General features: G+C 71.2%; 18 protein-coding genes, 1 tRNA gene and 1 other RNA gene. 7 read left to right on the forward strand and 13 right to left on the reverse strand.

All coding sequences use genetic code 11. The annotated features are described in order from the left end of the window. Nucleotides 1–333: 333 nt before the first annotated feature. Entirely contained in the window at nt 334–1113 is a 780-nt protein-coding gene (locus ACQPYA_RS29880; protein WP_433530332.1) for a phosphodiesterase, read from the reverse strand. 188 nt (nt 1114–1301) lie between these two features. On the opposite strand from ACQPYA_RS29880, the gene ACQPYA_RS29885 reads away from it, so the two are divergent. Continuing rightward, on the forward strand, nt 1302–2720 hold the full coding sequence (locus ACQPYA_RS29885) for a diguanylate cyclase (protein ID WP_433530333.1): 1419 nt from the start codon (nt 1302–1304) through the stop codon (nt 2718–2720). A gap of 18 nt (nt 2721–2738) precedes the next feature. Here ACQPYA_RS29885 and ACQPYA_RS29890 read toward each other — a convergent pair whose 3' ends face one another. Continuing rightward, entirely contained in the window at nt 2739–3800 is a 1062-nt protein-coding gene (locus ACQPYA_RS29890) for an aspartate-semialdehyde dehydrogenase (RefSeq protein ID WP_433530334.1), read from the reverse strand. A 5-nt stretch (nt 3801–3805) separates the two neighbouring features. Then, nucleotides 3806–5071 (reverse strand): aspartate kinase, encoded by a 1266-nt coding sequence (locus ACQPYA_RS29895; protein WP_433530335.1) that lies wholly within the window; start codon nt 5069–5071, stop codon nt 3806–3808. 332 nt (nt 5072–5403) lie between these two features. Here ACQPYA_RS29895 and ACQPYA_RS29900 point away from each other — a divergent pair, with 332 nt between their 5' ends. The 3 genes from ACQPYA_RS29900 to leuA all read left to right on the forward strand — a co-directional run bounded on the left by ACQPYA_RS29900 (nt 5404) and on the right by leuA (nt 8928). Beyond that, nucleotides 5404–6297, forward strand: coding sequence for a hypothetical protein (locus tag ACQPYA_RS29900; RefSeq protein ID WP_433530336.1), 894 nt, complete (start codon nt 5404–5406; stop codon nt 6295–6297). Between the two features lie 84 nt (nt 6298–6381). Further along, the gene (locus ACQPYA_RS29905; protein WP_433530337.1) at nt 6382–6930 is read left to right on the forward strand and encodes a nitroreductase family protein; all 549 of its coding nucleotides are present in this window, start codon (nt 6382–6384) and stop codon (nt 6928–6930) included. A 240-nt stretch (nt 6931–7170) separates the two neighbouring features. Next, nucleotides 7171–8928 (forward strand): 2-isopropylmalate synthase, encoded by a 1758-nt coding sequence (leuA, locus tag ACQPYA_RS29910; RefSeq protein ID WP_433530338.1) that lies wholly within the window; start codon nt 7171–7173, stop codon nt 8926–8928. A 144-nt stretch (nt 8929–9072) separates the two neighbouring features. On the opposite strand, the gene ACQPYA_RS29915 is transcribed toward leuA, so the two are convergent. After that, nucleotides 9073–10524 carry an MFS transporter gene (locus tag ACQPYA_RS29915; protein WP_433530339.1) on the reverse strand — a complete coding sequence of 484 codons (1452 nt, stop codon included), beginning with the start codon at nt 10522–10524 and terminating at the stop codon, nt 9073–9075. A gap of 108 nt (nt 10525–10632) precedes the next feature. Here ACQPYA_RS29915 and ACQPYA_RS29920 point away from each other — a divergent pair, with 108 nt between their 5' ends. Together ACQPYA_RS29920 and ACQPYA_RS29925 are read left to right on the forward strand one after the other, a co-directional pair. Continuing rightward, the gene (locus ACQPYA_RS29920) at nt 10633–11292 is read left to right on the forward strand and encodes an HNH endonuclease family protein (RefSeq protein ID WP_433530340.1); all 660 of its coding nucleotides are present in this window, start codon (nt 10633–10635) and stop codon (nt 11290–11292) included. Beyond that, on the forward strand, nt 11274–11789 hold the full coding sequence (locus ACQPYA_RS29925; protein WP_433530341.1) for a hypothetical protein: 516 nt from the start codon (nt 11274–11276) through the stop codon (nt 11787–11789). Before ACQPYA_RS29920 ends, ACQPYA_RS29925 begins: the two co-directional genes overlap by 19 nt. 62 nt (nt 11790–11851) lie before the next feature. Here ACQPYA_RS29925 and ACQPYA_RS29930 read toward each other — a convergent pair whose 3' ends face one another. The 9 genes from ACQPYA_RS29930 to ffs form a co-directional block, all read right to left on the reverse strand. Beyond that, nucleotides 11852–12958: an ABC transporter ATP-binding protein gene (locus tag ACQPYA_RS29930; protein ID WP_433530342.1), complete on the reverse strand. Its 1107-nt coding sequence runs from the start codon at nt 12956–12958 to the stop codon at nt 11852–11854. Continuing rightward, nucleotides 12955–14073: an ABC transporter ATP-binding protein gene (locus ACQPYA_RS29935; RefSeq protein ID WP_433530343.1), complete on the reverse strand. Its 1119-nt coding sequence runs from the start codon at nt 14071–14073 to the stop codon at nt 12955–12957. Before ACQPYA_RS29935 ends, ACQPYA_RS29930 begins: the two co-directional genes overlap by 4 nt. 9 nt (nt 14074–14082) lie before the next feature. Next, nucleotides 14083–15045: an ABC transporter permease gene (locus tag ACQPYA_RS29940; protein WP_433530344.1), complete on the reverse strand. Its 963-nt coding sequence runs from the start codon at nt 15043–15045 to the stop codon at nt 14083–14085. After that, the gene (locus ACQPYA_RS29945) at nt 15042–16046 is read right to left on the reverse strand and encodes an ABC transporter permease (protein WP_433530345.1); all 1005 of its coding nucleotides are present in this window, start codon (nt 16044–16046) and stop codon (nt 15042–15044) included. The genes ACQPYA_RS29940 and ACQPYA_RS29945 overlap by 4 nt, the downstream gene beginning before the upstream one ends. A 78-nt stretch (nt 16047–16124) precedes the next feature. After that, nucleotides 16125–17786 carry an ABC transporter substrate-binding protein gene (locus tag ACQPYA_RS29950; RefSeq protein WP_433530346.1) on the reverse strand — a complete coding sequence of 554 codons (1662 nt, stop codon included), beginning with the start codon at nt 17784–17786 and terminating at the stop codon, nt 16125–16127. Nucleotides 17787–18277: 491 nt separating this feature from the next. Continuing rightward, nucleotides 18278–18871 (reverse strand): recombination mediator RecR, encoded by a 594-nt coding sequence (recR, locus tag ACQPYA_RS29955; RefSeq protein WP_433530347.1) that lies wholly within the window; start codon nt 18869–18871, stop codon nt 18278–18280. A gap of 8 nt (nt 18872–18879) precedes the next feature. Further along, nucleotides 18880–19188, reverse strand: a complete 309-nt coding sequence (locus tag ACQPYA_RS29960; protein WP_433533683.1) for a YbaB/EbfC family nucleoid-associated protein — start codon at nt 19186–19188, stop codon at nt 18880–18882. Nucleotides 19189–19302: 114 nt separating this feature from the next. Then, complete coding sequence (locus ACQPYA_RS29965; protein WP_433530348.1) at nt 19303–22137, reverse strand: DNA polymerase III subunit gamma and tau; 2835 nt, start codon at nt 22135–22137, stop codon at nt 19303–19305. A gap of 201 nt (nt 22138–22338) precedes the next feature. Further along, an RNA gene (gene ffs / locus ACQPYA_RS29970) (signal recognition particle sRNA small type) lies at nt 22339–22428 on the reverse strand. Between the two features lie 81 nt (nt 22429–22509). On the opposite strand from ffs, the gene ACQPYA_RS29975 reads away from it, so the two are divergent. Then, nucleotides 22510–22594: transfer RNA gene (locus ACQPYA_RS29975), tRNA-Ser, on the forward strand. Nucleotides 22595–22655 lie beyond the last annotated feature (61 nt).

Raw genomic sequence — 22655 nt, forward strand, 5'->3', positions numbered from 1 at the left:
TGCGCCGACCTGGACCTGAGGCAATCTCGTGGATGCGGTTCCCGAGGAGTTGGTACGTGCTGCGTTGACCTCGTCCGATGATGCGGCGGGGGTGGGCGGACCGGCTGGTCGGCCTGGCACTCGACCGAGGCGGCCGGGACAACGTCACCGTGCTGGTCGTTGGTGTCCACGGCAACGACTGGTACCGGCTCGGCTGCCATCATCCAGGGTTGCCGTCGCAGAGGGTTGCTGTTCGACGCACAGCACCTGGGCCGTATGCGGGTGGGACGTGCACGTCCCCAGAAAAGAGCGACCCACCACCGCGCCGCCGTCGGGCATGGCCTCCGGGTGCGGTTAGAAACCGCAGGTCATGCCGGCGGTGTGGCTGACCTGCACGGTGTGCGTGACACATCCGGTGGCGGTCACCTGGTGCAGCAGCAGGGCGGTCGGCTCGGCGACCCAGCCGATCTGTTCGTCGCCGCTCATGGTCAGGGTGGCCTGCCGCCAGGTGCTCGGCGCGACGGTGAGCACCGTGCCGGCGAAGGCCGTGGTCACCGGACGGTGGAGGTGGCCGGCGGCGACGCGTACCACCTGGGGGTGTCGCAGGAGCACCTCGGCGAGCGCGGCACCGTCGGCAAGCCGGATCTCGTCGGCGGCCGGGATGCCGACCTCGACCGGCGGGTGGTGCAGGCAGACCAGGGCCGGCACGTCGGGTCGCGCGGCGAGCGCCCCGTCGAGCCAGCCGAGCTGCTCGTCGCCGAGCCGGCCGCCGTCCGAGCCGGGGACCAGCGAGTCGAGCACCAGCAGGGTCGCCCCGGAATGGTCGACCTGGTAGTACGCCGAGAAGCCGCCGCCGAGCCAGGGGGTGCCGCCGAAGGCGTCCAGCAGCGATTCCCGGTCGTCGTGGTTGCCGGTGGTCAGGTGCACCGGCAGCGGGAAGCGGCCGATCACCTCGCGCAGCACCGCGTACTCGTCGGGGCGACCGTGGTCGGCCAGGTCGCCGGTGATGACCACGCACTCCGGCCGGGGGTTCAGCGCCAGCACCCGGCCCAGCGCGCGGTGCAGCCCGGCGGCCGGCTCGGCGCCGAGCACGCCGGTGGTCAGGTGCGGATCGCTGAGGTGGGCGACGAGCATCGGGCCTCCATTGGACCGGGAGATCCCACGCTATCGCCCGCGACGGCCAGCGGGTGGCCACCGGCCACGTCCACAGCCTGTGGATAGCACATGTGTACGAGAAATCTCCGCCTCCGGCCGCCGTGAGTACGCTTGATCAGCGACCCGGCGCCGGCCGGGAACGTACCCCTACCTGGAACGACGTGCGAGTGGATCACCAGCAAGTCATCCGTGACGTCACGGCCCGCCTGCCCGTGGCGTCGGCCGTCACCGAGGCGTGCCAGGCGACCGTGACCGCGCTGGCCCGGCACACACCCGCCACCATCGCCGTCCTGCTGCACGTGCACGGCCGGCTGCGCTGCGTCGCCGCCACCGGCTCCTGGCAGGTCTTCGCCACCGTCGCGCCGGACGCCGGGATCGTTGGCCGGGTCTACACCGGCGGCAGGGCGGCCGTCGTCCCGGACGTCGCGGCCGATCTTGACCACATCCCGGTACGCCCCGACGTCACCGCCGAGGTGTGCGTACCGGTGCTGGATCCGGCGGGCCGGGCCATCGGCGTACTCGATTTGCAGTGGACCGGCCCGGCCGACCTCGGGTCGTGGCAGGCGACGGCCGAACGGGTCGCCGGCCGCCTCGGTGCCCGGATCGTGGCGCTCGGCGGCCCGGCGGAGAGCCGCGGCGAAAAGCTGCTCCGGCACGCCGCCGCGATGACCGCCGCCACCACCGAGAAAAATCTGATGGCCGCCGCCATCGGGGCCGCCCGGGACGTCTCGACCCTCGCCGCGGCCGTCCTGGTGCTCGCCGGCCGCAACGTCCTGCGGCTCGACACCCCGACGGCGGCCCCCGGGGACCTGGAGACCCGGATGCGCGCCGAGTTGACGGAGGCCGGCCCGCAGGCGCTGCGGCGGATCATGGATCGGGCCCACCGGTACGGCGCGGGCTACACCCTCGGCGAGGCCGGGCACCCGCCGACCGCCGAGCACGAGCCGCTGGTCCGAGCCGGGGTACGCACGCTGATGGCGGTGCCGGTCGGCCCGCCCGAGCAGGGCGGGGTGCTGCTGGTCGCCGACGAGCGGCTGCTCCGCCCCGATTCCACCACGGTCAACCTGATGGAGTTGCTGGCCGGTCAGGCGTGGAGCTGCCTGGACCGGCTGCGCACCCTGGACCGGCTACGCGAGCAGGCCAGCTCCGATCCGCTCACCGGGCTGCGGCACACCGGCCCGTTCGGGCAGCGGATCGCCTCCGCGACCCCGGGGCGTACCGCCCTGCTGGCGATCGACGTCGACGGCTTCAAGACCGTCAACGACACGTACGGCCACCAGGCGGGTGACCGGGTGCTGGTCGGCCTGGCGCGGGCGTTGGAGGATGCGCTGCGCCAGGGGGACGAGCTGTACCGGGTCGGCGGCGACGAGTTCGTGGCGGTGATCGAGGTGAGCCGCCCCGAGGAGGCCGTCCGGGTCGCCGAGCGGCTCACCGAGGCGGCCCGCCGGATCGGCCACACGATCAGCGTCGGCATCGCCCTGCCCCGGCCGGGCGAGTCTCCCGAACTGACCCTGCGCCGCGCCGACCAGGCCCTCTACGCCGTCAAGCGCCAGGGCCGCGACGGCGTACACCTCTCCGCCGCCTGATCACGCTCCGGCAGCCTTTCAGGGATGGGTCAGGTCCTGGGCGAGGAGTTCGGCGATCTGGGCGGTGTTGAGGGCGGCGCCCTTGCGAAGGTTGTCGCCGGTGACGAAGAAGTCCAACGCGCGGGGGTCGTCGAGGGCCCGGCGGATCCGGCCGACCCAGGACGGGTCGGTGCCGACCGCGTCGATCGGCATCGGGAACTCCCCGGCCGCCGGGTCGTCGACCACGATCACCCCGGGCGCGTTGCGCAGCACCCCACGGGCGCCCTCGGCGTCGATCTCGGTGGCGAAGACGGCGTGTACGGCGACCGAGTGGCCGGTCACCACCGGCACCCGTACGCAGGTGGTGGAGACTTTGAGGTCGGGCATCCCGAGGATCTTGCGCGACTCGTTGCGCAGCTTCATCTCCTCGGACGACCAACCCTCGTCGGCCAGCGAGCCGGCCCAGGGCACCACGTTGAGCGCCATCGGGGCGGGGAACGGGCCGAGGTCGTCGCCGACCGCCTGCCGCACGTCCCCGGTACGCGAGCCGAGCAGCCGGTCGCCGGCCACCTTGGCCACTTGGTCGTGCAGCGTGTCCGCGCCGAGCTGCCCCGCTCCGGAGACCGCCTGGTACGAGGCGAGCACCAGCTCGCGCAGGCCGTACTCGCGGTGCAGCGGGGCGACCGCGACGATCATCGCGAGGGTGGTGCAGTTCGCGTTGGCGACGATGCCCCGGGCCCGGTTGCGCAGCTGCTCGGGGTTGATCTCCGGCACCACCAGTGGGACGTCCCGCTCCATCCGGAAGGCGCTGGAGTTGTCCACCACGACCGCGCCACGGCGTACCGCGATCGGCGCCCAGTGTGCGGAGACCTCGTCCGGGACGTCGAACATCGCCACGTCCACGCCGTCGAGCGCCTCCTCGGTCAGCGCCTGGACGGTCAGCTCCTCGCCCCGGCACCACACCTTCCGCCCGACCGACCGCTCGGAGGCCAGCAGGCGGATCTCGCCCCAGACGTTGAGCCGCCCGGTGAGCAGCTCACACATCACCGTGCCGACGGCCCCCGTCGCCCCGACCACGGCCAGGGTGGGCAGCCCGGCCACGCGCGTTACCGTCCCGTCCCCGCGTATACCACGGCTTCGGTGTCGCCACCGAGCTCGAACGCCTCATGGATGGCGCGGACGGCGGCGTCCAGGTCGGTGTCCCGGCAGACCACCGAGACCCGGATCTCCGAGGTGGAGATCATCTCGATGTTCACGCCCGCCTGACCCAGCGCGGCGAAGAAGCCGGCGGCCACCCCGGGGTGCGACCGCATCCCGGCACCGATCAGGGAGACCTTGCCGACGTGGTCGTCGTAGAGCAGGCCCGTGAAGTCGACGGCCTCCTGGATCTTGCTCAGCGCGGCCATCGCGGTGGGCCCGTCGGCCTTGGGCAGGGTGAAGGAGATGTCGGTGCGGCCGGTGCCCTCGGTGGAGACGTTCTGCACGATCATGTCGAGGTTGATCTCGGCGCTGGCGACGGTGTCGAAGATCGACGCGGCGGCGCCCGGCTCGTCGGGCACCCCGACGATAGTGATCTTGGCCTCGCTGCGGTCGTGGGCCACTCCGGTGATCAGTGCCTGCTCCACGGAAAGCTCCTCCATCGATCCGGTGACCATGGTGCCGGTGTTGGTCGAGTATGACGAACGGACGTGGATCGGCAGCTCCGCCCGGCGGGCGTACTCCACGCTGCGCAGGTGTAGCACCTTCGCGCCGCAGGCCGCCAGCTCCAGCATCTCCTCGTAGGTGATCTGCCTGATGTGCCGGGCGTTCGGGACGATCCGCGGGTCGGCGGTGAAGACGCCGTCCACGTCGGTGTAGATCTCACACACGTCCGCCCGCAGGGCGGCGGCCAGCGCCACCGCAGTGGTGTCCGACCCGCCACGGCCCAGGGTGGTGACGTCCTTGGTGTCCTGCGAGACGCCCTGGAAGCCGGCGACGATCACCACGGCGCCCTCGTCCAGCGCGCCCTTGAGCCGCCCCGGGGTGACGTCGATGATCCGCGCCCGGCCGTGCACGGAGGTGGTGATCACGCCCGCCTGCGAACCGGTGAACGAGCGGGCTTCGTACCCCAGGTTGTGGATCGCCATGGCGAGCAGCGCCATGGAGATCCGCTCCCCGGCGGTGAGCAGCATGTCCAGCTCTCGCCCGGGGGGCAGCGGGCTGACCTGGTTGGCCAGGTCGAGCAGCTCGTCGGTCGTGTCGCCCATCGCCGAGACCACGACGACCACGTCGTCACCGGCCTTGCGGGCCGCGACGATGCGCTCGGCCACCCGCTTGATCCGCTCGGCGTTGGCGACGGAGGATCCGCCGTACTTCTGCACTACGAGTGCCACGACGGTGCACTCCCTCCCGGTTGCCCTGAGCGTGCCGACGCCGCCGGCACCAGGTCTGGCGTGGCGACACTGCCGGCACCAGGTCGAGCATGCCGACTCTGCCGGCACCCGGCTGAGCGTGCCGACGCCGCCGGCACCGTGGCCGGCGGCGCGGGTCGGACGACCTCAGGGTATCGGGCCGCTCTGACCGCCGGGTCAGGTGATCCCACGATCCGGCCTGGGCAACGCGTGAGGGAGGTGCGGGCGACGCGTGCGGGTGGCGCACGACACGCCGCAAACGTGGACCTTCCCGGGGGTGTCCGGAAGTCGGCCGCAACGTCGAGAATGACCGGGTGCACGCCGCCCACCGTCGGGCCCGACGCCTGACCACCCCACTCGCGCTCGCCCTGCCCGTCCTGCTCGCCGGTTGCTCCGCCGACCCGCCCGCCGATTCGCCGCCGCCGCCGAACTCCGCCCCACGGCCGGTGGGGATGGACGCGGCCCGCGACGAACTGGCCGCTCTCGCTGCCGCCGCCCAGGATCGTCACCTGGTCGCCCGGTACACCCTGCTCGCCGACGGGGCCGCCGACCGCTCGGTCCTGGTGACCAGCGCCAACGACGGCAGTTGGCGGGTGGACGTGCCGGGTGGCGCGCTCGGCGGCGCGGCCGACATCTCGCTCGCCGCGACCGCCGACGGCCTGTTCCAGTGCGCACTGCCATCGGCGGCCCGGCCGGAGCCGGCGAGCTGCGTACGCCTCGGCGAGCGGGACGACACCCTGCCCCGGCGACTCGACCCGCGGGTGCAGCACCCGTTCACCGACTGGCTGGACGTGCTGACCGACCGGCGCGCCCCACTGTCGGTCTCGCCGGCCATGGCGCCGCCCGGGGCCACCGGCTCCTGTTACTCGGTGGAGACCACCGCGGCATCGATCAACGCCCCGCTGGACGTGGGGATCTACTGCTTCGACGCGGACGGCACGCCGACCGCGGTCCGCGCGGCGTTCGGCACGCTGACGCTGGCCGCACCGCCCGAGCCGGCGCCGGCCACCGTCCAGCTGGCCGGGCCGGTGGTCGAGGGCGAGCCGCTGGGCATGGAGCCGTTGCCCGCCGACCCGCCCACGACGACCGCCACCGAGCCGGCTGGCTCTGACCCGGCTGACACCAACCGGGCTGGCACCGCCCCGGACGCCGCGGCTCCGGACGGCTCGGCTCCGGACGGCTCGGCACCGGACGCGGGAACGCGCTGACCCTCGATTCCGTTACGGGTGGCGTTGCCCACATTCGTCCACCCCAGCATCACCCGCAAAACGCCCATACGGGACGCTTTTCGCATGGCCGACCTCACCCCGCTGCTGGCGTTCCGGTGGAGCCCCCGTTCCTTCGACCCGGAAGCCGAGCTGACCCGGGCCGAGGCCGCGACCCTGCTGGAGGCGGCCCGCTGGGCCCCCTCGGTCGGCAACCGGCAGCCCTGGCGGTTCGCGCTCGGGCACCGCGACGACGAGACGTTCAAGCGGATCGTGGTCAACCTGCCACCGGCAGAGCAGCGGTGGGCCAGCCGGGCCAGCGTCCTGGTGCTCGCCGCGCATCCGCGCGGCGGTCACCCCTTCGCGGCGTACGACCTGGGGCAGGCGGTAGCCCACCTGACGGTGCAGGCCACCGCGCTGGGGCTGCACGTACGCCAACTGACCGACCTCGACCGCGCCGGCCTGACCGCCGATCTCGACCTGCCCGGCAACCTGCGACCGTACGTGGTGGTGGCGGTCGGGCAACTGGGCGATCCGCTGAGCCTCCCGGCCGACCTGCTGGCCGAGGAGACCGCGTTACGTCACCGGCGACCACTCGGCGAACTCGTCCTGAACTGCGAGAATGCGATCGGGTGACCGCAAGCTGCGAATTCCGTCTCAAATTCCGGACGCGTCTTCCCAGACCCCACCCCATCACGTAGGGTCACCCTGTCATGTGGCAGGCGCACCTCCTCCTTGGTTGCCGCGACGAGGCCTGAAGGCCGGCACCTCGTCGCGGAGTCGAACCGCGCCGCCAGCACTGTCCCGGATCTTTCCCGCTCGGCATCGCTGCCGACCGCCACTGCTGACGTCACATGACCCCAGGAGAACTCCGCCATGGCTCACCCAGCCGGCACCACCGACATTGATTCCGATCCCATCGCCCGGCAGCGCCCGAGCCGGATGCCGTACCGCCGCTATGAGCCGTACCGGCAGCAGTTCCGGATCGACCTGCCGGACCGCACCTGGCCGACCCGGCACGTCGAAGCCGCGCCGCGCTGGTGCGCGGTCGACCTGCGCGACGGCAACCAGGCGCTGATCGACCCGATGTCGCCGGAGCGCAAGCGCCGGATGTTCCAGCTCCTGGTCCAGATGGGTTACAAGGAGATCGAGGTCGGCTTCCCGTCGGCCAGCCAGACCGACTACGACTTCGTCCGGCAGCTGATCGAGCAGGATCTGATCCCCGAGGACGTCACCATCCAGGTGCTGACGCAGTGCCGGGAGCACCTGATCGACCGGACCTTCACCGCGCTGCGCGGAGCACGCCGGGCGATCGTGCACTTCTACAACTCGACCTCCACGCTGCAACGCCGGGTGGTCTTCGGGCTGGACCGCGACGGCATCACCGACATCGCCACCACCGGGGCCCGGCTCTGCCAGAAGTACGCCGAGATCCACACCCCGGACACCGAGATCCACTACGAGTACTCGCCGGAGTCGTACACCGGCACCGAGCTGGAGTACGCGCTGGAGGTCTGCGCGAAGGTCATCGAGGTGGTGGACCCGACTCCGGCCCGCAAGCTGATCGTCAACCTGCCGGCCACCGTCGAGATGGCCATGCCGAACGTGTACGCCGACTCGATCGAGTGGATGCACCGGCACCTGCCCCGCCGCGACAGCCTGGTGCTCAGCCTGCACCCGCACAACGACCGGGGCACCGGGGTCGCCGCCGCCGAGCTGGGCCTGCTGGCCGGCGCGGACCGGATCGAGGGCTGCCTGTTCGGCAACGGCGAGCGCACCGGCAACGTCGACCTGGTGACGCTGGGGTTGAACCTCTTCTCCCAGGGCATCGACCCTATGATCGACTTCGCCGACATCGACGAGGTCAAGCGGGCCGTCGAGTACTGCAACCAGCTGCCCGTGCACGAGCGCCACCCGTACGCCGGCGACCTGGTCTACACCGCCTTCTCCGGCTCCCACCAGGACGCCATCAACAAGGGCTTCACCGCGCTGGCCGCGGACGCGGCGGCGGCCGGCGTACCGGTCGACGACGTCACCTGGGCGGTGCCCTACCTGCCGATCGACCCGAAGGACCTGGGCCGCAGCTACGAGGCGGTGATCCGGGTCAACTCGCAGTCCGGCAAGGGCGGCGTCGCGTACATCATGAAGACCGAACACCAGCTCGACCTGCCCCGCCGGCTCCAGATCGAGTTCTCCGGCGTGGTGCAGCAGGTCACCGACCACGACGGTGGCGAGGTCGGCCCGGACACCATGTGGCAGATCTTCGCCGGGCAGTACCTGCTCGACCACCAGACCGACCCGGCGGTGACGCTGACCGGCTACGCCATCGGCACCGCCGACGGCAAGGTCGAGATCACCGCACAGGTCGGTGTCGCGGGCGAGGCCCGCTCGATCACCGCGATCGGCAACGGCCCGATCGACGCGTACGTCAACGCGCTCGGCTCCACCGGCGTGACGGTACGCGTGCTCGACTACCACGAGCACGCGCTCTCCTCCGGTGGCGACGCGCAGGCCGCCGCGTACGTGGAGTGCGAGGTCGACGGCCGTACGGTCTGGGGCGTCGGCATGGACGCCAACATCGTCACCGCCTCCATCAAGGCCGTCACCAGCGCCATCAACCGCACCCACCGCTGAGGTGTAAGGAAGGGCCCCCTATTAACGCCTGGTGTATAGAAGGGAACCCTTCTCACCAGCGCCAGGTACCAGTTGCGGCAACCGGCGCCCTCCACTCGGACGGCGCCGGTTCCGCGGGAGCGTGCTGTTAATAGGGGGCCCCTGCTATGCAGAATGCGTTAATAGGGGGCCCTTCCTTACACCCCGGTGCACGAACAGGGTGGCGATGGCTGCACCGACCAGCAGCAACCCGGCGCACCAGAGGAGGGCACCCCGGTAGGCACCGCTCAGTTCGCCGCGCTGCTCGTACCCGCTGCCGGAGAGCCCGACCAGCAGCGGCAGGGCGGCGACCGCCAGCAGGCCGCCCACCCGGGAGGCGGCGTTGTTGAAGCCGCTCGCCACCCCGGCGAAGCGGTCCGCGACGGCGGCCAGCACGGACGCGGTCAGCGGTGCCACCACCAGGGTCAACCCGGCCCCGAACAGTGCCACACCGGGCAGCACCTGCCGCCAGTACGATGCGCCCGGCTCGACCTCGCGCAGCAGCAAGAGACCGGCGGCGGCCAGCATCGGCCCGACGGTCAGCGGCAGCCGCGGCCCGATCTTCGCCGACAGCGCGCCGGCACCGGGCGAGCCGACCAGCAGCAGCACGGTCATCGGCAGCAGGGCGAGCCCGGTCAGGAACGCCGACCAGCCGACCACGTTCTGTAGGTAGACGGCGAAGAAGAAGGTGAAGCCGCCGAGCGCCGCGTAGATCAGCACGGTGAAAACGTTCAGCATCGAGAACAGCCGACTGTCGAAGAGCCTGGTGGGCAGCATCGCGGTCTCCCCGCGACGCCGCTCCACCAGCACGAACACCACCGCGGCGAGCACCGCGACCAGCGCCGCCACCGCAACCTGCGGCCTGTGCAGACCCCGACCGGGTGCCTCGACCAGGGCGTAGGTGACACCGGCCAGAGCCAGCGCGCCGAGCAACGCGCCGGCCACGTCGAACCGACGCCCCCGCCGTTGGGTACGGGTGGCACTCTCGTCCCGGCTCTCCGGCACCCAGCGGACGGCGGCCAGCACCACGAGCACCGCCAACGGGAGGTTGAGGAAGAAGATCCACCGCCAGGAGAGCGCGTCGATCAGCCAGCCGCCGATGAACGGACCGAGCGCGGTGGAGACGCCGGACAGGCCCGACCACGCGCCGATCACCTTCGCCCGGTCGTCGGGGTGGAAGCTGGCCTGGAGCAGCGACAGCGAGCCCGGGGCCAGCAGCGCTCCGCCGGCACCCTGGAGGAACCGCGCGGCCACCAGCCAGTCGGTACGCAGCGCCAGGCCGCAGAGCACCGAGGCTACGGTGAACCAAACCACACCGAGCAGGAAGATTTTTCGCCGCCCGAACCGGTCGCCCAGTGCCCCGCCGAGCAGCACGAACGCCGCGAGGGTGAGCAGGTACCCGTTGACCGTCCACTGTAGTCCGGCGACGGAGGCGCCGAGTTCGGCACCGAGCCGGGGCAGGGCCACGTTGACCACTGTGCTGTCCAGGAACACCATGCCGGAGGCGAGTACGGCGGCAGCCAGGGTGCCTCGGCCGGCGGCGGTGCCCAGTCGGATGGCGGGCGCGGGTTCGGACATGACTACCAATCTGCCGTGCACCATGTGTCAGACACCACGAAACGCCAAAACCCCGCCCGGGTACTGTGCGGGATCGCCGAAAGCCCGCAAGCTGGAGAGGTGTCGTCTGTGCGTACCAAATCAGGACCGCGCGCCCTGGGAGCGCTCGCGCTCGCCGCGGCGCTGACCCTCGGCGCGGCCGGTTGCGTCCCGTTGGAGGAGCCGGAGGCGCCGCCGAGCAGCGATGGCGGCACCGTTACCCAGATGCTCTCCGAGCTCACCGTCGCCGAGGCCAACCCGATGCGCGGCTACAGCCGTAGCCGCTTCCCGCACTGGCGGAAGACGGGCAAGAACTGCGACGTCCGCGACACGGTGCTGGAGCGCGACGGCAAGGACATCCAGCATTCCGGCTGCAACGTGGTCGGTGGCCGGTGGGAGAGCGTGTACGACGGACGCGCCCTCACCGATCCGTCCCAGGTGGACATCGACCACATGGTGCCGCTGGCCAACGCCTGGCGGTCCGGTGCCGACGAGTGGGACGACTCGAAACGCGGCGACTTCGCCAACGACCTCGACCGACCGCAGCTCTTTGCGGTTTCCGCCTCCTCCAACCGGGCAAAGGGTGATCAGGATCCGTCCCAGTGGAAGCCACCAAACCGGTCATACTGGTGCCAGTATGCCGGCGACTGGGTGGCGGTGAAGCACCACTGGCAGCTGACGATCACCAGTGCCGAGAAGGCCACGCTGGCCGAAATGTTGGAGGGCTGCACATGGGAGAGCAAGCCGTAACCGGTGCCGACGGTTCTCCGGCCCCCGAGCGGTCGCCGGCCACCGGCGAGGCGGCGTCGACCGGCGAGGTCGCGGCCACCGGCGGGGCGGCGGCTACCGGTGAGGCGCAGAGCAGCGGCGGGGCGGCGGCCACCGGCGGCCCATCTTCCGGCCCGGCCGCGGCCGGGATGACCGCCGACGGTGCCGCCGCGGCCGAGGTCGAGGTGCCCGGCGCCGGGATGACGGCCGACGCCGGCGGCGCCACCGGTCCGCAGAGCCGGACGACGGACATCGTGCCCGGTCCGGGCGGGGTGATGACCGACGAGGTCGGCGTGGTCACCGGCGAGCTGACCCTCCGCACCGAATTCGCCGACGGCCAGGTCACCCTGCACGTGCAGTACAAGGACGCCGACGAGTGGTACGTGGTCACCGGCGGCAAGGCGGCGCTGGACGATGCCGCAGGGCTGGACGCGGTGCACAGCATCGCAGTCGGCCTGCTGAATCGCCCCGAGGGCTGAGCACGGCTGACTGTTAAGAGGGGCCCCTTCCTATACGCGAGGCGTTAAGAAGGGGCCCTTCCTTACACGAAGGAGCCGGGTTCGGTGGGGGCGGAGACTACGGCGGGCTCCTCGCCCTCGCCTTCCGGGCGGACAATCTCCGCGCTCACCTTGTGCGGGCGCAGCTCGCCGCTGGCGATCTGCTCGGCGAAGTGGCAGGCGACCCGGCTGCCACCGATCTCCCGCAGCGCCGGCCGCTCGTCGGCGCAGCGGGTCGGCTGGGCCCACGGGCACCGGGTGTGGAAGCGGCAGCCCGACGGCGGGTTGGCCGGCGAGGGCAGGTCACCGGCGAGCAGGATGCGCTCGCGGCGATCCTCCACGTCCGGGTCCGGCACCGGCACCGCCGACATCAGCGCCCGGGTGTACGGATGCAGCGGCTCGGTGTAGAGCCGGTCGCTCGGTGCCTCCTCGACCAGGCCGCCCAGGTACATCACGCCGACGGTGTCGGAGATGTGCCGGACCACCGCGAGATCGTGCGCGATCACCAGGTAGGTCAGGCCGAGGTTGTCCTGAAGCTCGTCGAGCAGGTTGACCACCTGGGCCTGGATCGACACGTCCAGCGCGGAGACCGGCTCGTCGGCGACGATCAGCTCCGGCCCCAGCACCAGCGCGCGGGCGATGCCGATGCGCTGCCGCTGTCCGCCGGAGAACTCGTGCGGATAGCGGGAGAGCGCCCACCGGGGCAGGCCGACCTTGTCCAGCGTCTCGGCGATGATCTTCCGGCGGGCGTCCCGGTTGCCGCCGATCCCGTGCGCCTGTAGGCCCTCGGTGAGGATCGACTCGACGTTCTGCCGCGGGTCGAGGCTGGACATCGGGTCCTGGAAGATCATTTGCATCCGCTTGCGCATCGTGCGCAGCTTGCCCGGTGCCAGCGTGGTCAGCTCGATCCCGTCGAAGCTCACCTGACCGGCGGTGGGCGGGGTGAGCTGGAGCAGCGCCCGCCCGAGGGTGGACTTGCCGCAGCCCGACTCACCGACCAGGCCGTACGTCTTGCCACGCGGGATGCTCAGGTCGACCCCGTCGACCGCCTTGACGTGCCCTACGGTGCGGGAGAAGAGCACGCCCCGACTGATCGGGAAGTGCACCTTGAGGTCCCGTACCTCGACGAGGATGTCGCTCGGCTCGCTCATGGCTTCTCCTCCTCGCGTGGCGCGGGGACCTTGCCCCCGGGCGCCGCGTCGACCGTCAGCCCCGCATCGCCGGCCGGTGCCGCCTCGACCGTCAGCCCCGCCTCGGCCGCTGGCGGCGCTTCGGCGGTTGGCGTCGTGCCGGGAATCGGGGCCGGGTTGACGCAGCGGTAGCTGCGGCCGTCGTGGGCCTGCACCAACTGGGGCGGCTCACCGACGCAGGCGTCCACCCGTCGGGTGCAGCGCGGGGCGAACGCGCAGCCGTCCGGCCAGGGCAGCAGGTCCCGCACCGAGCCGGGGATGGGGTTGAGCCGTTCGCCGCGCCCGGCGTCCAGACGCGGCACCGAGCCGAGCAACCCCACGGTGTACGGGTGCCGGGGCTCACGGAACAGCGGACGCCGCCGCGCGGTCTCCACCACCCGACCGCCGTACAGCACGTTGATGCTGTCGCACATGCCGGCCACCACGCCGAGATCGTGCGTGATCATCACCAGCGCGGTGTCGGAGTCCCGGACCAGGTCCTTCAGCAACTCCAGGATCTGCGCCTGGATGGTGACGTCCAGGGCGGTCGTCGGCTCGTCGGCGATCAGCAGCCGGGGCTGGCAGGCCACCGCCATGGCGATCAGGGCGCGCTGGCGCATGCCGCCGGAGAGCTGGTGCGGGTACTCCTTCAGCCGCCGCTTCGGGTCGGGGATGCCGACCCGGTCGAGCAGCCGGGCGGCCTCCTTCGTCGCCACGTCGCCCTTCATCCCGCGGTGCCGGGCCAGCACCTCGGTCACCTGAAGGCCGATCGGGATGACCGGATTGAGCGACGACAGCGGGTCCTGGAAGATCATCGCGATGTCCCGGCCCCGGATGTCCCGCCGCGACCGGTCGTCGAGCTGGAGCAGGTCGGTCCCGTCGAACACCGCCTTGCCGCCCACCCGCAGGCCGGGCTGCTTGGGCAGCAGGCCCATGATCGCCAGCGAGGTCACCGACTTGCCGCAGCCGGACTCGCCGACCAGGCCGACCACCTCACCGGCGTCGACCGAGAAGGAGACCCCGTCGACGGCGTGCACGGCACGCTGATTACGCCGGGCGAAGGTGACGGAGAGGTCGTCCACTTCGAGTAGTGCCATGGAGGAAACCTACTTCCGCAGCTTCGGGTCGAGGGCCTCACGCATCGCCTCGCCGAGCAGGGTGAAGCCCAGCGCGGTGATGATGATGCCGAGTGCGGGCAGGATCGCGAGTCGCGGTGCGATGTCGATGTAGCGCTGCGCGTCGGCGAGCATCATGCCCCACTCGGGGATGGACGCGTCGTTGTTGCCGAGGCCGAGGAAGGAGAGCGCGGCGGCCTCGATGATCGCCGTGGCCAGCGTGAGCGTGGCCTGCACGATCACCGGGGCGAGCGAGTTCGGTACCACGTGGGCCAGCGCGATCTTCGGTTTCCGCACGCCGAGGGAGGTCGCGGCCAGGACGTAGTCGCTGTTGGACTGCGCGATCATCGATCCGCGCAGCAGCCGGGCGAAGACCGGGACCGAGACCGTACCCACCGCGATCATGACCGTGGTGAGACTCGCGCCGAGGATCGCGGCGATGCTGATCGCGAGCAGCAGGCTCGGCATGGCCAGCAGCATGTCGATGAAGCGCATCAGGACGTTGTCGACGGCCCGGCCCCACCGGCCGCCGAGGCCGGCGGCGGCACCGGCGATCCCGCCGATCAGCGAGCCCACGGCCAGACCGATCATCGTCGCGACCACGCCGACCAGGAGGGTCTGCCGGGCCCCGACGATCATCCGGCTGAACTCGTCGCGGCCGATGTGGTCGACGCCGAACCAGTTCCCGGCCCGGGGGCCGGGAATGTAGCCCATGTTCTCCCGGACCTCGCCCTTCCAGAGCTGGGCCTCGGGCGCGTGCGGGACCAGGAACGGGCCGACGACGGCGACGATGACGAACAGGCCCAGGATCACCGCGCCGACGATCGCGGCCGGGTTGCGGCGCAGCCGGCGGAACGCCTCCTGCCAGAGGCTGACGCCGCGCTCGTCGTCCCGCGCGGCCAGCTCGGCGAGCCGGTCGATCTTTTCCTTCTTCTTGCCGGTGATAAGCGTCATCGGACCCTCACCCTCGGGTCGATCAGGCTGTAGGAGAGGTCCACGATCAGGTTCACCAGCACGTACACCACCGCGATGATCATGATGAAGCCCATCAGCACCGGGTAGTCGCGCTGGCTGATCGCCTCCGCGACGAACGCCCCGATACCGCTGAACGCGAAGACGGTCTCGGTGAGCACCGCGCCGGAGAGCAGACCACCGGTGAGCAGGCCGACCGAGGTGACCACCGGAAGCAACGAGTTGCGCAGTACGTGCCGGCGGCGGACCACGTTCTCGGTCAGGCCCTTGGCCTCGGCGGTGCGTACGAAGTCCTCGTTGAGCACCTCCAGCACGCTGGCCCGGGTGATCCGGACGATGATCGCCAGCGGGATGCTGGCCAGCGCGATGCCCGGCAGGATCAGATGCCAGAGCGCGTCGGCGGCGGCGTCCCACTCGCGGGTCATCAACCCGTCGAGCACGAAGAAGTTGGTGATCCGGGTGGCGCCGAGGGTCGGGTCCTGCCGACCGCTGGACGGGAACCAGCCCAGGTTCTCGGAGAAGATCGCCTTGAGGATGTACGCCAGGAAGAAGACCGGGATGCAGATGCCGATCAGCGAGCCGCCGACCGACATGTGATCGAGCAGCCGGCCACGCCGACGGGCGGCGAGGTAGCCCAGCGGGATGCCGATCCCGATCGCGATCACCATCGCGGTGATGGTCAGCTCGACGGTGCCGGGGAAGCGCTGGAGGAACTCGGTGGTGACCTCGCGCTTGGTCGAGATCGAGGTGCCCAGGTCGAGCCGGATCATCCGCCGGACGAACCGGCCGTACTGGACCAGGACCGGCTCGTCGAGGCCGAGGTTGTGGCGGATCGCGGCACGCATCTCGGGCGTACCCCGCTCGCCGAGAATGGCGGTCTCGGGGCCGCCGGGCAGCCGCCGGAGCCAGATGAACAGCAGGATGGAGAGCCCGAACAGCGTGGGTATCAGCTGTAGCAGGCGTCTGACTATGAACCGGAACACGGCGGCCTCGAAGGGGGTGCGGAGGATCGCGGGCGGGCGCTGTGGTCACAGCGCCCGCCCGCGGTCAGTTGTGTCGTGTCAGGACTTGAACTCGGCGGTGGAGAACCGCTCGTCGGTGAGCGGGCTCGCCTTGACCCCGGTCACGTCCTTGCCGAACACGATCGCCGGCGGCGAGTGCGAGATCGGCACACCCGGCAGGAAGTTCATGATGTCGGCGTTCAGCTCCTTGTAGAGCGCCACCTTGGCCGCCTGGTCCGCGGTGGTGTCCGCCTGCTTGAACTTCTCGAACAGAGCCGGGTTGTTGAAGCCCCACTCGTCCTTCTGACGGTCGAAGAACGTACCGATGAAGTTGTAGCCGTCGCCGTAGTCGCCGGTCCACCCGAGGAAGTGCAGGTCGTGCTTGTTACCGGAGGTGGTGGCGTTGAGGTAGTCCGGGCTCCACTTCAGCGGGATCGCCTCGATCTTGATGCCGGCCGCCTGGAGGTCCGCCGAGACCAGCTCGAAGAGATCCTTCGGGTTCGGCATGTAGGGCCGGGTGACCTCGGTCGGGTAGTGGAACCGCAGGGTCAGGTTCGACGCACCGGCCTCGGCCAGCAGCGCCTTGGCCTTCTCGACGTCGTAGTCGTACTTGGTGACGTCGCCGTTCCAGCCCTCGACGGTGTCGGGGAAGAAGTTCACCGCGACCTGCGCGCCCGGGGGCAGCTTCGAGTCGACCAGCGCCTGGCGGTTGATCGCGTGGGCGATCGCCTGCCGGACCTTCAGGTCGGCCAGCTTCGGGTTCCCCTTCTGGTTGATCGCCAGGTAGAGGATGTTGAAGGCCGGGCGGGTCAGCAGGTTGAAGCCCTCGCTCCTGAGCGGCTCCACGTCGGCCGGGCCGACCAGGTCGTAGCCCTGGATGTCACCGGAGCGCAGCGCCTGCTTGCGGGCGTTCTCGTCCGAGATCGTGCGGAAGATGAGGGTCTTCAGCTTGGCCTTGTCGCCCCAGTAGTCCTCGTTGCGCTCCAGGGTCAGCGCCTTGTTCGGGATGTCCCAGGACTTGAACTTGAACGGACCGGTACCGGTCGGGTGCTCGGTCGCGTAGGCCGGGTACTTGATGTCGTCCGCGCTGCCCGAGACGTTGCTGGCGTCGTACTCCTGGAGCGCCTTCGGGCTGTGGATGGAGAACGACGGCAGCATCAGGGCGGCCGGGATCTTGCTGGAGACCCGGGTGAAGGCCAGGCTGACCGTGGTCGGGTCGGTGGCGGTGCAGGACTTGAAGAGGCTCGGCGGAAGCGTGTCGTCCTCGTTGGCGGCGAAGCCGCCCATGATGTCCTGCCAGTACGCGGTCACGTCCGGGCTCTGCATGAGACCCTTGGCGTTGAACCAGCGGTCGAAGTTGACGCAGACGGCCTCGGCGTTGAAGTCGGTGCCGTCGTGGAACTTCACGCCGGACCGCAGCTTGAACGTCCAGGTCGTACCTGCGGCGTCCGGCTCCCAGGACTCGGCGAGGCCGGGGCTGACCTTGGTGCCACCCTCCTCCGGGCGGACCAGGGTCTCGAACACCTGACGGGCCACGCGCAGCGACTCACCGTCGCTGGCGAAGCTGGGGTCGAGCACCTTCGGGTCTCCGGCGACGCCGAAGACCAGGGTGTCCTTGCTACTACCGCCGGAACCTTCACGGTCGCTTTCGGCACAGCCTGCTACCGCGAGGGCCGCAGCCGCTACGGCCGCGATAGCGACCTTCGGCCTGGATGCACGCATGGGTGCTTCACCTCGTCCTAGGGGGTACGGACAACGTGGTGACAGGGTCACCGATGGCGGTGACCATAGCTCCCGTTCGGACCGCCCGGAAACGGCGCGGGAAGCTCTTGGTACCGGATCGTGTCCTTATTGACCAGCCCTCGTAACGCGAACCAACGAGCTACGGGACAAATCGGTCTAATAACACCTACCAATCGATATCATTCTGTTACATCCATCGAGCAGCCTCATCGCCCCGCTGTCATACCAGCCCCACTGCGGAGCGACCCCGGGCCGAACCACCCCCGCACCACCGCAGCACCGCCGGCAGCACCGGCCGAAGCAGCAATATCCGCTGGTCAGAGCGGGTGCGAGCGGAATCCGGAAGGAGCCGGGACCAGACGCCCCACCAACCTGACGTCACTGAGGCACGTTTATGTCTGAGCGACATCCGGCTACGGGTGGGACGACGTTCCTCTCACTCACCCCGGGTAGGCACCCTCGGGCGGTGGTCACACGGCCCGGCGGCCCTCGAAGGCCCGACCCAGGGTGATCTCGTCGGCGTACTCCAGGTCGCCGCCGACCGGCAGCCCACTGGCCAGCCGGGTCACCGCGATCCCCATCGGCTTGACCATCAACGCGAGGTAGGTGGCGGTCGCCTCGCCCTCGGTGTTCGGATCGGTGGCCAGGATCAGCTCCCGGATCGCGCCACCGCCGAGCCGGGCCATCAGCTCCCGGATGCGTAGATTGTCCGGCCCGATGCCCTCCAGCGGATTGATCGCCCCGCCGAGGACGTGGTACCGCCCGCGGAACTCACCGGTCCGCTCGATCGCGACCACGTCCTTCGGCTCCTCGACCACGCAGATCACCTCGTCGGTGCGGCGTGGGTCGCGGCAGATCCGGCACTGCTCCGACTCGGCGACGTTGTGGCAACTGGTGCAGAACCGCACCAGCTCCTTGACCTTGCGCAGCGCGCCGGCCAGCCGGTTGACATCGACCGGGTCCGCGGAGAGCACGTGGAAGGCGATCCGCTGGGCGCTCTTCGGACCGACGCCCGGCAGCCGCCCCAACTCGTCGATCAGATCCTGGATGGCACCCTCGTACATCTGCGGGCTCAGAACCCGGGCAGGCCGAGGCCGCCCATCCCGCCCGCCACCGGGCCCATCTTCTGCTCGGTCAGCTCCTGGGCCGCCTGGGTGGCGTTGTGCAGGGCGGCGACGACCAGGTCCTCCAGGGTCTCCACGTCATCCGGGTCGACCACCTTCGGGTCGATCTTGACGCTCTTGACCTCGCCGGCACCGGAGACGGTCGCGGTGACCAGACCACCGCCGGCCGTGCCGGTCACCTCGGCCTCGGCCAACTCGGCCTGGGCCTTGGCGATCTGCTGCTGCATCTTCTGCGCCTGCTTCAGCATCTGCTGCATGTTCGGCTGTCCACCAGGCCGCACGATGGCTCCCTCGACTCGTCTATGTGATCGCCGCCCAGCCTAACGGTCGGCACCGACTTCACCCTGACCGCAGCACTCCCGCCCGCAGTCCTACCGGTTGTCGGATTCGGCGATCTTCTCGGTGGCGGCGAAGGCCTCGCGGAGCAGGCGTACGGCCTGTTCCTCGCTCGACTCGCGGGCGGTCTTCTCGTCGATGATCTCGTCCAGCGGCTCGTCGCCGGGATCGAAGCCCTCGTAGGCGACGGTGGCCGCCGGCTGGGCCGCGCCCGATGCTCCCGCACCGCCGCGCACCGGGCCGTCGAAGTCCGGATCGTACGGCGGCTCGCCGGCAAACTCGACGTCCGCCGTCTGCCGGGCCGCCTGAGCGGTACGCGCACCCCGCCCGGCCGCCGCCGCCCGAGCCGCCGCGATCGCGCTGCTCACCGGCGCACCACCGGCACCGGCGCTGCGGGGGCCGCCCCTGCCCCCCGCGTTGCCGTTGCCACCGGCCCCACTGTTACCACCGGTGACGCGAGGGCTGCTGATGGTCGCGCCCTGTCGCGGCAGAGCGGACTCCGTCGGTCCGGCCTGCGGGCCGTTCGAGGCGACGGCGACCGGGGCACCGTTGGCCGGCTGCGCCCCTGCCGCCGGAGTCACCCCGGCTACCGACGTCGAGCCGGCCGACGCGCCCGGATTCGGCGAGGTATCGCGGCCTGCCGCAGCGCCACCCGGACGGGCCGCCTCCGGCCAGCCGTCCTCCGTGTCGCCCGCCCCCGCGTCGGTGGAGGCCGGGGCGGAGCCACCGGGCCGGGCCGGTTCCGGCCAGCCCTCGTCCTCGTCCGCCGACACCGCGCCGCCGGCAGAGGACGCCGGGTCGGCCGCGCCGTGCGGTCGTCCGCCGTCTCCGGCCACCGTGCCGTTCGGCGGGGTGTCCGGCGTCGGGCGGGACGGAGCGGGGGCCGGGCCGGACGCGGCACGGGGGCTGCCGGGCGACGTCCCGCCGCGCTCACCGGCCACCTCGCACCGGATCTGCCAGCGCCCACCCAACTCCTCGTAGAGCGCATCGGTGAGAACCTGGGCGTGGTCCGACATCATCCGGGCCAGCACGGCCGACTTCACGGTCAGCACCAGCGTGTCGCCGTCGAGGTCGCGGACGACCGCGTCGCGCATCAGCGCCGCGATCTTCTTGTGGCTCCGGTTGACCTTCCCGACCACCTCCGGCCAGGCCCGACGCACCGCGACCGCATCGAGCACGCCGGGTTTCACCGAGCCCGGCCTGGGCGGCTCGGGGGTGGCCGGGTCGGGCATGACCGCCGACGGAGGCACCGGACGGCGGGCGCTCTCCGCCCCGGTCGGGCCAGCCGGCGACGCACCGGCCGCTCCCGGGCCACCACCGGCCGGGGCAGCCGCGCCCTGACCACCATTCGCGGCAGTCGATTCCCGGGCACCGGCGTTGCCGCCAGCCATTCGCCGGGCACCATCGGTCGGGGCAGCTACTTCCTCGGCCCCGGCATTGCCGGCAGCCGTCTCCTGGGCACCGGCGTTGCCGGCAGATGTTCCCCGGGCATCACCATTCGGGGCAGCCGTCCCTCGGGTGCCGGCACCCGCGGCGGCGGCGCGTGCGGCGGCCACCCCGGAGTGGGCATCGGGAGCCGCCGGCTCGCCGGCGGTCCGGCCCGGAGACGCGGCGGCAGCCGCGGGCGGGGCAGGAGGCTGGGTGCGTACCGTGGCGGGGTCGGTGGGGGGTGCGGAGCCGGCGGCGGCCGGCGGCGCGTCGGTGCCGGCGAGGGTGAGCCGGCGCTCCATGCGTTCGAGGCGCTGGAGCAGGCCGCCGGTGGTGTCGTCGACGCCGGGCAGCAGCATCCGGGCGCAGATCAGCTCCAGCAGCAGCCGGGGCGCGGTGGTGCCGCGCATCTCCACCAGGCCGTCGTGCACGATGTCGGCGCAGCGGGACAGGGTGGCCGGGCCGAGTCGCTGGGCCTGGGCGGTCATCCGCTCGATCTGGTCGTCCGGCCCGTCGATCAGGCCCTTGGCCGGGGCGTCCGGCACCTGCTGGAGCACGATCAGGTCGCGCAGGCGTTCCAGCAGGTCGGAGGCGAACCGGCGGGGATCGTGCCCGGCCTCGGCGACCCGGTCGACGGTGGCGTACGCGGCGGCGCCGTCCCCGGCGGCGAGCGCGTCGCACATCTCGTCGATCAACGCCGAGTCGGTGACCCCGAGCAGCGCGGCGGCCCGGGCGTAGCTGACGCCGTCGGGGCCGGCACCGGCGATGAGCTGGTCGAGCACGGAGAGGCTGTCCCGGGCGCTGCCGCCGCCGGCCCGCACCACCAGGGGGAAGACCGCCGGCTCGACCTGCACCCCCTCGGCCTGGGTGAGCTGCTCCAGATAGGGCCGGAGCACCTTCGGCGGGATCAGCCGGAACGGGTAGTGGTGGGTCCGCGACTTGATCGTGCCGAGGACCTTCTCCGGCTCGGTGGTGGCGAAGATGAACTTGACGTACTCCGGGGGCTCCTCGACCAGCTTGAGCAGGGCGTTGAAGCCGGCCGACGAGACCATGTGCGCCTCGTCGATGACGTAGATCTTGAACCGGCTGTTGGCCGGCGCGAAGAATGCCTTCTCGCGCAGCTCGCGGGCGTCGTCGACGCCACCGTGGCTGGCCGCGTCGATCTCGATGACGTCGAGCGAGCCGGCCCCGTCGCCGCTCAGCGAGCGGCACGAGTCACAGGTGCCGCAGGGCTCCGGGGTGGGGCCGTGCTCGCAGTTGAGCGAGCGGGCCAGGATGCGGGCGCTGGAGGTCTTGCCGCAGCCGCGCGGCCCCGAGAAGAGGTACGCATGGTTGAGCCGCCCACTGCGCAGCGCCTGCGACAGCGGCTCGGTGACGTGTTCCTGCCCGATGACCTCGGCGAAGGTACGCGGCCGGTACTTGCGGTAGAGCGCCAGTGCCACGGCGTCCCGCCTCCTCTCAACCGCGCCATTCTCCGCCGCCCAAGCCCAACCCACCACCCACCCCGCTGACGAAGATGCAAGGAAGGGCACCTTATTAACGCCTCCGGTAGAGGAGGGGCCCCCTGTTAACACCTGTAACACCTGAGCCGGGAGCGGCGGCTCGGCGGGCGGGTGGGGTGGCGCGCCTGGCGCCGGAGACAGAAAGGCCCCCCGTGCACCCGGCAGAGCTCGCTTATCCTTGCTGCCTTCCGGCCCTGGGGAGGTTCACGAGATACCGCCGCACGGGAGGTAGCCCCAGCCTACCCGACCCGCCATCGATCTTCAGGGGGTGGTGGGGTGATCGGTCCGGCTGGGACCTGTATCCTGTTCGGCGGAGGATTCGCCTAGAGGCCTAGGGCGCACGCTTGGAAAGCGTGTTGGGTTCACACCCTCACGAGTTCGAATCTCGTATCCTCCGCACCCGCCTACCCGGCAGACGCGAGGCCCCGACCGATCAAGGTCGGGGCCTCGTCGCATTC

Origin of the sequence: Micromonospora sp. CA-263727 (genome assembly GCF_050942455.1) — a bacterium.
Lineage (GTDB): Bacteria > Actinomycetota > Actinomycetes > Mycobacteriales > Micromonosporaceae > Micromonospora.